Raw genomic sequence first — 11,548 nt, 5'->3', positions numbered from 1 at the left:
AGATGGGCCTCGGCAGCACCCGCGGCCCCAGCCCCAGCGCATGAGCCAACCCTCACCCGCCGCCCAAGCCCGGAGCGGGGGCCAGCCCTCCCTCCCCCCCCCGGCCCCGGAGCAGGGCCAGCCCTCACCCCCCCGGCCCCAGCCCGGGAGCAGGCGCCGCGCAACTATTCGCGCAGGGCCGAGGCAGGTGCCACGTAGCCATCGCGCAGGGCCGCAACAGATGCCGCGCAACCACCGCACAGGGCCCCACCAGGCGCCGCGCAACTATTCGCGCAGGGCCGGGGGAAGCGCCGCGTAGCCATCGCGCAGGACCGGGGGGAAGGCGCCGCGCAACCATCGCGCAAAGCCGCACCAGGGCGCCCCACGGCCAGAGCGCAAGCCCGCGCCAAGTGGGCCCCGGCCGTGTGCCCGCCCCGCCCCGCCCCGGCGCAGGGGCGCCCGGAAGGGCCACCCCGCCCCAGCCCGGAAGCAGGAGCCAGCCCCCACCCGCGGCCCGCCCCGGGCCTCAGCGCCCGCGCCCCGGCAGGAGCGCCGCCAGGCCCAGGCCCCGGCTGCGGGGGCGGCGGGTGCGGTGGGGGCCCGGGTCGGGCTTGCGAGGCGGGGCCGTGGGGGCGTGCCGGGACCGGGGCTGGGCCGGGGTGCGGGCCTTGCGGCCGCTGATGCGGATCATCGGATGCCCGGCCACGTCCTCCGCCCCGTGCCACATGTCGTCCCGCCCCTTCAGGAGCCGCCTCAACTCCCCGTGCACGGCCTCGTACCGCCCCCACGTCCCGTAGAACTTCGTCGCCGTGATGCACAGCGGCTTCAGCCCCGTCGTGGCGACGGCCCCCCACGTGGCGGCGGCCACGCCGGGACAGTGCTCGGCCCGGAAGTCGTCGAGGACGACGATCCCGTCGGGCGTGAGCAGCTCGCGCGCCGCCGCGATGTCGGCGTGCACGTGCTCGTACAGGTGCGAGGCGTCGATGTGGACGAAGCGGCAGCTCCCCCGGGGCACGTGCGCGGCGATTCCGGCCGAGGGGGCCTGCACGACCTGGGGCAGCTCGTCGTGGAAGGAGCGGTAGTTGGCCTCGAAGGCGCGCCGGGTCAGCGTCGCGTACGAGCGGCCCATCTCCTTGGAGTTCGCGTCGTCGGGCGCGGGCGAGTCGAACAGGTCGCAGACCGTGAAGGTCTCGTCGGGCCGCAGATAGGACCCCATGAAGATCGCGCTCTTGCCCAGGTAGGCGCCGAGTTCGAGCAGGTCGCCCGTTTCGCCGAGGTCCAGCTGACGGCTGAGGAACCAGTCGAAGAGCACTTGGTCGGCCGGGTGGAACCAGCCCTTCACATCGGAGAAGGCGGTGGGCAGGGGAAGGTCGTCCGTCTCCTCGGCGGACGCGGGCGCGGACGTGGGCACGGAAGCGGAGGCTTCGGGCATCTCAGATCCTGGAGTTGGGGGGAGTGCGCTGCGACAGGAGCGCGGCGGTCTGCGCGACCCCGGAGTCCTCGGCCCCGGACACACGGGTGCCCTCGGGCCCCGCCGCCGGCGTGGGGTGCCGCTCCGGGAGCGCCACGACCGAAGGTAGTGGGATCTTCGCCCCGAACACCACCCGCCGCACGACACGCTCCGCGGCACTCCCGTCGTCGTAGGGGCAGAACCGCTCCCGGAAGGCCCGCCGCAGCTGGGCCGAGCGCGAGCCCCGCCAGTGCCCCGAAGCGAAGATGTCGGCCAGCTCGTCCTCGCCGCGCGCCACCGCGCCCGGCGGGAAGGCGCGCACGTCGAAGTAGGTGCCGCGGGCCGCCTCGTACGCCTCCCAGTCGTCGGCGTGCAGGACGATCGGCCGGTCCAGGTTGGCGTAGTCGAACATCAGCGACGAGTAGTCCGTGACCAGCGCGTCCGCGGCCAGGCACAGCCGCCCCGGGTCCGGCTCGCCGGAGGCGTCGACCCACCGCCCGGAGAGGTCGTCGGGCAGCGGCTCCGCGTCGACGTGGGGGGCGTGCACCAGGACCGTGAAGCGGGGGCCGAGGCGGCGGAGCAGCCGCTCCAGGTCGACGCCGAGCCGCTGCGTGCGCCGGTAGTCGCGGTACTCCGGCGCGTACAGGATCGCCGTCGTTCCCGGCCGTACGCCGAGGCTCTCGCGGATCCGCGCCACGTCGGTGGCGGTGGCGCGCTGGTAGCGGTCGTTGCGCGGACAGCCGTACTCCAGCGTCGTGTACGTCGCCGGGTACGCCCGCTCGCCCGCGAGGGTCGCGTGCCGGTTGGGGGACACGACGTAGTCCCAGGTGTCGGCGGAGCGCAGCCGCGCGTCGACGTCCGTGCCGCACGCGGCCGCCGGGCGCTCCAGGAGGTCGGCGCCCTCGTGCCGCAGGGGCGTGCCCGGGTGGGTCCGCACCACGAGCTGCCCGGGGCGCTTGACGAGTCGGCCGTCGAAGTCGGAGTCGCTCACCAGGTACGCGGCGCGCGCCAGGGCCGTCCAGGCCGCGGCCGTGCCGGGCGTGAGCCTGCGGGTCGCGGTCGGCAGCGTGTGGTGGTGCGCGGGCGCGGCCAGCCAGGCGGTGCGCACGTGCGGCGCGAGCTCGCGGAACGCGGCCTCGAGGGCGCCCGGGTCACCGCTGTGCCCCCGCCCGTCGCCCGCCGTGAACACCGCGAGGTCCGCGCGCACCGGCCGCCGCAGCTGGATCCGGTAGTGCAGCCGCAGCAGGGACTCCCGGGCCCGGCCGAGCGCCCCGGCACAGTACCGCGCGGCCGCCCCGCCGAACCGGCGCACCGCCCGCAGGGCCTGGTACGCGCGGTGCGAGCCGAGCCGCACCAGGGCGTGCCGCAGCCGGGCGCCCGCCCGCGGCCGGGAGCCGGGGACGTGGAAGCGGCGGTAGTGGGCGCGCGCCCGGCGCAGGAACTCGGCCCTGCTGCCGTGCGGCAGCCGCTCAGGACGGGAGTAGATGGTCAGGAAGTGGTCGACCATGCGCCGGAAGACCAGCGCCCGCCAGGCCTCCGGCAGCTGGGGGCGCGCGTCGAGGAACGCGAACACCCGCTCGTACTGGTCGAAGACGTCGAAGTGCGCGCGGCTCGCCGTGCCGAGGAGCCCGCCGCGCCGCCGCTGCCGGTAGCGCACGCACACCCGGTCGAGCGTCGCGATGGACTTCGCGGACATCATCAGCGGGTACGTCCACGGCGCGTCCTCGTAGGTGCCGGGCGGGAACGTGAGGCCGGTCCGCTCGACGAACTCGCGGCGGTGCGCCTTGTTCCACGCGACCATGAGCAGCCGCAGCAGGCCGCTCCTGTCGCCGAGTTCGAAGGGGGCGGGGCCGTCCTCGGCGAGGAGGTGCGCGAGCTGGTTGCGGACCCGCTCGCCCGTCCAGTACGTCCGCTCGTAGTCGTAGACCAGGACGTCGGGCTCGCCGGTCTCCTTCAGCCGGTCGGCGATGGCCTGGAGGGAGCCGGGCGCCATGCTGTCGTCGGCGTCGAGGAAGATCAGGTAGTCGCCGGTGGCGTGCTCCATGCCCGCGTTCCGCGCGCGGCCGAGGCCCACGTTCTCCTTCAGGTGGACGGCCCTGACCCGGGCGTCCCGGCCCGCGAACTCGTCGATGATCGCGGCGCAGCCGTCCGGCGAGCGGTCCTCGACCGCGATCAGCTCCCAGTCCGCGAAGCTCTGTTCGAGGACGGACGTGAGGCATTCGTGCAGATAGGCCTGCACCTGGTACGCGGGGACGATGACACTGAACCGGGGCACGGCACATCCATGGGTCGGCGCGGGCACTCTGCCCGGGAACGCCCGGTGGGGTGATCTGGTTACGCTCCGCTCTCCCCATCGGGGGACGCCCGTCAAGCGGACAGAAAGGGGACGGTCCGGTGCCGGACCGCCCCCTTTCGCTCAAGTCACGCCATGCGTAAGGCAGTTGATCATTTCTGCGCCGCCGGGCGCGCGGGCGCGTACGCGTCCTCACTTGACGGCGCCCGCGCTGCCCTCGTTACTTGACCGCGCCCGCCATCACGCCCGACACGAACTGCCGCTGGAACGCGAAGAACACCGCCAGCGGGATCACCATCGAGATGAACGCGCCGGGCGCGAGGATCTGCACGTTGTCCCCGAAGAACCGCACCTGCTGCTGGAGCGCCACCGTGATCGGCGGGCTGCCCGCGTCCGCGAAGATCAGCGCGATCAGCATGTCGTTCCACACCCACAGGAACTGGAAGATGCCGAGCGAGGCGATCGCCGGAGCGCCGAGCGGCATCACCACACGGATGAAGAGCCGCAGCTCACCGGCGCCGTCCAGGCGCGCCGCCTCCAGGAGTTCGCGGGGGATCTCCGCGAAGAAGTTCCGCAGCAGGAAGATCGCGAACGGCAGCCCGAAGGCGGTGTGGAAGAGCACCACGCCCGTCGTCGTCTCGAAGATCCCGATCTTGCCGAAGAGGTCGGAGACCGGGACGAGCGCCACCTGCACCGGCACCACGAGCAGCCCCACCACGCCGAGGAACCACCAGTCGCGGCCCGGGAACTCCATCCACGCGAACGCGTACCCGGCGAGCGAGCCGATCACCACGACCAGCAGCGTCGCCGGGACGGTGATGGACACGCTCGTCAGGATCGAGTCGGTGATCGTCTCGTCCTTCAGGAGGCTGGAGTAGTTCTCGAACGTCAGCTGCGACGGCGCCCCGAAGACCTTCCACCAGCCCGTCGCGCTCATGTCCTCCTTGGTGCGCAGCGAGCCGAGCAGCAGGCCGAGCGTGGGCACCAGCCAGAACAGGCCGACGAGGATCAGGAAGACCCGCACCGCCGTGCCGCCGAGCAGCCCCGCGATCCGCCCGCCGAGCGACTGCCGGGCCTTCACCACGCCCGCCTCCGCGGCGGGCCGCGTGTGCGCGCTCATCGCTTCGCCTCCCGCCGCAGCCGCCGCAAGTTGAACCACATCACCGGGAGTACGAGGACGAAGAGCAGCACCGCGATCGCGCTCGCCACGCCGTCGTTCTGGTCCCCGAAGGCCGAGTTGTAGAGCTGGACGGCGAGGACGTTCGCCTCGTCCTTGGAGGAGCCCGGCGGGATCACGAAGACCAGGTCGAAGATCTTCATCACGTTGATCATCAGCGTGACCAGGACGACCGCGAGGACGGGCGCGAGCAGCGGCACCGTGACCCGGCGGAACACCTGCCACTCGTTGGCGCCGTCCACGCGCGCGGCCTCCAGGAGCTCGCGCGGCACGCTCGCGAGCCCCGCCGCGATGAGGACCATCGCGAACCCGGCCCACATCCACACGTAACTGCCGATGACGGCGGGCGTGATGAGCGAGGGGCCGAGCCAGTTCACGCCGTCGTACGGCTCGCGGAAGTTCGAGGCGGGGTAGCGCAGGAGCGCCCCGTCGGCCTCCTTCGGCAGGGCGAAGGTGCCGTCGTCCGCCGCCGTCGTCGAGGCCACCACCTCGCCGTCCTTGACCGCCTCGATCCTGATGCCCGGGTAGCCGAGCTCGACGGCGTCCGGGGCGTTGACCTCGCCGCGGCCCTTGCCGCGGGTGAAGTCCTGCCAGGCCGTGCCGGTGACCTTGCCGGGGTCGGCCTCGGCGCGCTTCGCCGACGCGGCGTCGTCGGGCATCTTGTTGGGCGGTACGCCGGTCAGGGGCAGGGCCACCGGATGCCCGGCGCGCACGGGTTCACGGGTCACGAAGGCGCCGTCGCCCGCCTCCTTCATGGGGGACCTCGCGGCCGGGTGCCCGCTCGGGAAGTGCGAGGACTCCACGAACGTGTCGTGCACGCCCACCCACACGGCGTTGGCCACCCCGCGGTCGGGGTTCGCCTCGTACACCAGCCGGAAGATGATGCCCGCCGCCAGCATCGAGATCGCCATCGGCATGAAGATCACGATCTTGAACGCCGTGCCCCAGCGCACCCGTTCGGTCAGCACGGCGAAGATCAGACCGAGCGCGGTCGCCACCGCGGGCGCGAACACCACCCAGATCGCCGTGTTCTTGACGGCGGTGCGGATCCCGGAGTCCTCGAACATCGTCTCGTAGTTGTCGACGCCCGCGAAGTCCCCGCTCTTGTCGAAGAAGCTGCGCAGGACCGAGAACCCGATCGGATACAGCACGAGCGCGCCGAGCAGGACCAGGGCGGGCAGCAGGAACAGGGCCGCCACCGCCTTGCGGGTCCCGGTCACGCTCCTGCGGGGACCGGCGCCGCGCGGGCCGGTCGTGGACGTGCGCGCCGTCGGCCTGGCCGGGGGCACCGCGGCGGTGCCCCCGGCGTCCGGAGTCGTCATCGCCCTGTCAGCTCTTCGGGTACGCCTTGGCCGCCGCGTCCTCCAGCGTCCGCTGGGTGCCCGCGACGTCCTTCGGGTTCTTCAGGAAGTCCTGGAGCGCCTTCCACTCGCCCTTGCCCGGCGTGCCGCCGAAGGCCGGGGGCGCCTGGTCGGACATGTCGAAGCGGATGTCGTCACCGGCCGCGATGAGCGCCTTGGCGATGCCGCGCTGCACGTCGTTGGGGTACGCGGCCAGGTCCAGGCTCTTGTTCGGCGACACGAAGCCGCCCGCCTCCGCCCAGATCCGCGCCGCGTCCGGCGAGGCCAGGAACGTGAGCAGGGCCTGCGCGCCTTTGCCGTCCTTCAGCGCGACCGCGGCGTCACCGCCGACGACCGCGGGGGACTCGTCCCCGACCGCCGGGAACGGGAACACCTTCGCGTCCGTGCCGATCTCCGCCTTCGTCTCGGAGATCGAGAGCGACACCATGTCGCCCTCGAAGACCATGCCCGCCTTCGGCTGCTCGCCGCCGACGAACGTCTGCTTCACCGACGCCGGGAACTCCGTCTGCAGCGCGCCGTCCGCGCCCCCGGCGACGAACCCCTTCTTCCCGAAGAGCCCGCCGAGCGTCGTCAGCGCCTTCTTGACGGAGGGGTCCGTCCACTTGATCTTGTGCTGGGCCAGCTGGTCGTACTTCTCGGGGCCCGCCTGCGAGAGGTAGACGTTCTCGAACCAGTCGGTGAGCGTCCAGGCCTCCGCGCCGCCCACGGACACGGGCGCGACCCCGGAGTCGTACACCGTCTGGGCGGTCTTCATGAACGCGTCCCAGGTCTTGGGCTCGTCGACGCCCGCGTTCTCGAAGACCTTGGTGTTGTACCAGACCAACGACTTGTTGGCCGCCTTGAAGTACACGCCGTACTGCTTGCCGTCGACCGTCCCGAGGTCCTTCCAGCCCTGCGCGTAGTTCTTGTCCAGCTCCTTCTGCGCCGCCGCGCCAAGGGGCTTGGCCCACTTCTTCTCCACGGCCTGCTGCACCGCGCCGACCTGCGGCAGCATCGCCACGTCCGGGGGTTGGCCGCCCGCCACCTTCGACGCGAGGAAGCTGATGATCGGCTCCTGCGCGGGCACGAACGACACGTCGGCGCCCGTCCGCTTCTCGAACTCGTCCAGGACCCTGAGGAACACCTTGCGCTCCGCGCCGCCCCACACCGCCGAGACCGACAGCTTCTGCCCGTCCAGCTTGGGCAGGTGAACGGTGGCCGCGGTCTCCTCCTTGCCGCCGCCCTTGCCGTTGCCGTCGTCGTCCTTGTCGTCGTCACCGCCGCACGCGGTGAGGCCAAGGGCGAGGGCGCCCACCGCCGTGGCGGCGACCATCCTGCCGGTCGTGCGTGTACGAAGAGTGCTGCGCATCACTGCCCCGTTCTCTTCCCTGACAGTCCCGTTCCGGCCTGTCTACGCCCGGGGGCGTGGGGCGGCAAGACGGTCTACGGTGTCAACCCGCCGATCGTGATGCCGTTGTAACGGCCCATCACCTCCCCTGACCCCAGTCGTCCCTCACTGGGGGCAATCGTCCCGAAGGGGCCGCGCGAGGCAGGGCGGGCCGCGGCCCCGGGCGCCGCCCGACTGTCAGAGCAGGGACGGCACCTGGTCGGCCGAGACCTCGCGGGCCGCGCGGTCCAGGGCGCTGGCGAGGAGGGCCAAGTCCGTGGGCCCATTGCCCAGTTCGCGGACAGGGCGGCGGGTGGGGGGATCCCCCATGCGGTCCCACTCCAGGGGGACCACGGTGGGCCGCAGCGTCGCCGTACGAGGGATGCGCCCCGTGACCCGCCCCGCCTGGAAGGCGGTGACCCGCCCGTCAGCCCCGCACAACACCCCCCGCCCGGGCGCCGGATCCTCCACCCCGCCCCCAGGCGCGTCCAGCGTGACCCGGAGCCCGGCCCGCCGCCCCACCTCCGTCTCGGCCACGCGCTCCGCCCCCCGCACCGCGGCCACCAGATGCACCCCGAGCCGCTCCCCGTCCCGGGCCACCGCGTCGAGCGCCCGGACGACGGACCCGGCGGCGGGCCGCCCGGGCGAGCCGAGCGCGGGCGCCAGCAAGGAGTCGTAGTCGTCGACGACCACGACGAGCCGCGCGAGCGGCGGCCCCGGCTCGGTCCGTGCCCCGGCCCCGGGCGGCCGCAGCCGCAGCGTGGAGCTGCTCGGCACCTCGATGTCCCCGGCCCCCGCGCCCCCGCCCGCCTCGGCGTCCGGCGCCCCGCGCGGCGCCACGATCCGCCCGGCCACCACCCGCCCCGCGTGCCACTCGGCGAACCCCTGCCGCCCAAGCAGCTCGGCCCGCCGCTTCAGCTCCGCGGTGAGGGACTGCGCGAACTCCCGCATCCGTACGGGGTCGTTGGCGGCGAGGTGGGTGCCGACGTGGGGGAGGTCCGTACAGGCCCGCAGCCCTTCGCCGGGCCGCTCGCCCGCGCCGCCGCCCCCCGTGCCCCCGTCCCGCCCGTCGACCCCGCCGTCGACGAGGACGACGCCGAGCCGGTCGGGCCGCTCGGCGGCGGCGAGGGACGCGGTGACGGACCGCAGCAGCTCCGTGCGCCCGCTGCCGGGCGGCCCCGCCACCAGCAGGTGCGGCCCGTCCGCTGCGAGGTCCACCACGACGGGCCCGCGCGCCCCCGCGCCGAGCACCGCCCAGGCCCGCCCGCCCAGGGCGCCCGCGTCGTCCCCGGCGGCCGCCCACCGCGCCATCAGCGAGGCGGGCGTGGCCCGGGCGAGCCCCAACTCGTCCAGAAGCCGGGCGGCTTGCGGCAGCGGCGCCGCCACGCGCGCGTGGCCGCCGCCCGCGCCGTCGGGCCGCAGCGGGGCGAGCGCCCGCGCGAAGCGCTGCGCCCAGGCCGCCGACACGGCGTCCACCACGGCGACCGTGCCGTGCCCCGCGGGCTGCCCGTCCGCCGTGCGCAGCACCCGCAGGGCCGTCGCCACATCGCCGCTGAGCAGCGCGACCGCCCCGCACGCGCGGAAGGCGGGCGACACCGAACACGCCGCCTCATACGTCTGAGTCACCGGCGACGCGGGCGAGGCCGCGGCCGTCTCGGCCAGGCACACGACGTGGATCCCGGCCCTGCCGCCGTCCCGCGCGAGCCGCACGGCGGCCTCCCGCAGCGCGGCGGAACCGGGGTCGCCGTCGACGACCACCACCGTGCGCGGCCCGGACGCCTCCCGGGCCGTCCGCTCCCGAGCGGGCCCCGGCCCGCCGGGACCCGCGTCGGCGGTCTCCGGCTCGTCCAGGCGGCGCAGCAGCTCGGCCGTGCGCGCCGCCGCCTGCTCGCGGTCGTACGCGAGCAGCAGACGGCAGTCCTGGCCGTGCGCGGGCCGCAGATGCGGCAGCCAGCCGAGCCAGGCCCACTCCGCGGCCCGCTCGCCCGGCGTACGCGCCCGGTCCGTGCTGATCAGCACGATCTCCAGGTCCGCGGGGGAGTGCAGCGCGGCCAGCTGGGCGAGCACCGACCGGGCGAGCCCCGCGAGCCGCTCGCGCGGCCCGGCGAGACCGAGCGCCCCGGTCTCCCCGAGGCTCACCGTCACCGGCACGGCGGGCAGCAGCGCGCTCTGCCCGGGCGCCGCCCGGTCGACCGTGCCGAGGCGCACCGCGAGCGCCTCCGGGTGCCCGGGCCCGCGCTCCCACAGCCGCGTCCCCGGCCCGAGCGCCGTCAGGAGCAGCGCCGCCGCGTCGGGCCACACCTCGGGCACCGGCTCCGGGAGCGGCCCGCCGCCGCCCCACTCCTCGATCGCCTCGGGCCCCCGCGGGCCTTCGTACACCTCGTCGTACGCACCGTGCTCGCGTGCCGTCTCCTCGCCGCGCCCGCCGGTCAGCCGCCGCGCCCACGCGGACAGGCCGCCCCGCTTGCGCACGCCGCGCGGCAGGGGCGTCCCGCGCGCGGGGGTGCCGGTCCGCTGCCGCTCGGCCTCGGGCGCGCCGCCCTGCCGGGGCACCACGGGGGACTCCGCGACCCCGCTCTCCCCGTGCCCGCTGCCTCCGGAGGCACCCCACTCGGCCGTGCCGTACGCGTGCTGCGTCACGCCCTCTGCGGGGGCGACGGGGACGGACGTACCGGACGACGATTCAGGGAAGCCGGGTGCGCCCGAGGGGGGTGCGGAGCCGGGTGCTCCGGGGCCTTCCGCGGCCGGGGTGCCCCAGGCGCCGCGCAGCTCCCCGACGCCCCTCGCCGTGGCCCCGCCCCCGCCTTCCGCGGTGACCCGCACGCGCACGTGCCCCTCGCCGTCCGCCGCGGTGGCGAGCACGCCGCCCATGCCGCTGCCCGTGGTCAGCCGGAGCACGGACTCGCCGATGCGCAGGAGCGAGCCGGAGGCGAGCCGCACCGGCCGGTCGGTGAGCACGCGGCCGTCCACCGCCGTGCCGTTCGTCGAGCCGAGGTCCGTGACCGTGACCCGGCCGTCCTGGTCGAGCGTGACCGCGCAGTGCAGCCGGGACACGTCCGGGTCGTCCAGGGGGACGTCGGCCTGCGCGGAGCGGCCGACGCGGATCTGGCCGCCGTGCAGCAGGTGCACACCGCCCGCGTCGGGCCCGGCGACGACATGGAGCTGGGCGGCGGCGTCCGCGAGCTCGGGCCCCGGCTCGGCCGGGGTGCCCACGCACAGCACCGCGCCGTCGACCAGCGGCGGCTCGCCGAGCGTGCAGCGCTGGAGGTCGAGCCGCTCCGACTCCGCGTACAGGACGGCGGGGCCCTCGCCCGCGGCGACGGCGGCGGCGAGGCCGGAGGCGACGGCGGCGAGCGCGGTCCCGGCGGGCGCGGTGACCAGCACGTCGCAGGACGTCGCGGGGCGTCCCCCCGGCTCTGCGGTCTGGCCGCCACGCGGCCCGAGGACGGTCAGCCGGATCTGCATGCCGTCAGCGGTCCCTTCTGCGCTGGGCGCCCGGCACGGGGACTCGCGCTGTGATTCCCCCCACCGCACACGGGCACGTCGGCCAGTACGGAAGCATCCTCGCACCTGCCACTGACAACACGCCCGCCCCCCACCCGTAAGTGATCTTGATTGGTCGCCTCTGTACGGAAACGTGCCCGGAAAAGTGCGGGAAGCGGGCCAGAAGGAAAATCGTCACCCCCGGAGGGCGCGCGCCCCCGCCGAGCCCCTACGAGAGCCCCCTCCGGAGCCCCTTTCGCACCCTGGTCCGCGGGCGTCGGCAACCAACGGCCCTGGTAGCGCGTCTTCCCTGCGAACAAAGGTCCGCACGAGCGGCCACCACTGGCAAGATCGTCGTCCGGTGGCCCGTCCGGCGGCACTACAGTGGGTCGGAACGCCCATCGCGGCGAGGGCCGACCGGGATCCCCGGGTCACCGGG

At 74.8% G+C, this 11,548-nt stretch carries 6 protein-coding genes; all 6 read right to left on the bottom strand.

Features of this window, described 5'->3' with window-relative positions:
- Positions 1-505: 505 nt before the first annotated feature.
- The 6 genes from ACIG3E_RS09770 to ACIG3E_RS09745 all read right to left on the bottom strand — a co-directional run bounded on the left by ACIG3E_RS09770 (position 506) and on the right by ACIG3E_RS09745 (position 11,091).
- Positions 506-1,411, bottom strand: a complete 906-nt coding sequence (locus ACIG3E_RS09770; protein WP_399613439.1) for a class I SAM-dependent methyltransferase — start codon at positions 1,409-1,411, stop codon at positions 506-508.
- A gap of 1 nt (position 1,412) precedes the next feature.
- On the bottom strand, positions 1,413-3,704 hold the full coding sequence (locus ACIG3E_RS09765; protein WP_399613436.1) for a CDP-glycerol glycerophosphotransferase family protein: 2,292 nt from the start codon (positions 3,702-3,704) through the stop codon (positions 1,413-1,415).
- A gap of 238 nt (positions 3,705-3,942) precedes the next feature.
- Complete coding sequence (locus ACIG3E_RS09760; RefSeq protein ID WP_399613433.1) at positions 3,943-4,842, bottom strand: carbohydrate ABC transporter permease; 900 nt, start codon at positions 4,840-4,842, stop codon at positions 3,943-3,945.
- Positions 4,839-6,119 (bottom strand): carbohydrate ABC transporter permease, encoded by a 1,281-nt coding sequence (locus ACIG3E_RS09755; protein WP_399613541.1) that lies wholly within the window; start codon positions 6,117-6,119, stop codon positions 4,839-4,841. The genes ACIG3E_RS09760 and ACIG3E_RS09755 overlap by 4 nt, the downstream gene beginning before the upstream one ends.
- Before the next feature lie 109 nt (positions 6,120-6,228).
- Positions 6,229-7,608: an ABC transporter substrate-binding protein gene (locus ACIG3E_RS09750; protein WP_399613430.1), complete on the bottom strand. Its 1,380-nt coding sequence runs from the start codon at positions 7,606-7,608 to the stop codon at positions 6,229-6,231.
- Positions 7,609-7,824: 216 nt separating this feature from the next.
- Complete coding sequence (locus ACIG3E_RS09745) at positions 7,825-11,091, bottom strand: FHA domain-containing protein (RefSeq protein WP_399613426.1); 3,267 nt, start codon at positions 11,089-11,091, stop codon at positions 7,825-7,827.
- Between the last annotated feature and the right edge of the window lie 457 nt (positions 11,092-11,548).

This window comes from Streptomyces sp. NPDC053474 (assembly GCF_044544845.1).
Lineage (GTDB): Bacteria > Actinomycetota > Actinomycetes > Streptomycetales > Streptomycetaceae > Streptomyces.
This window is presented reverse-complemented; position numbering and strand designations above follow the sequence as displayed.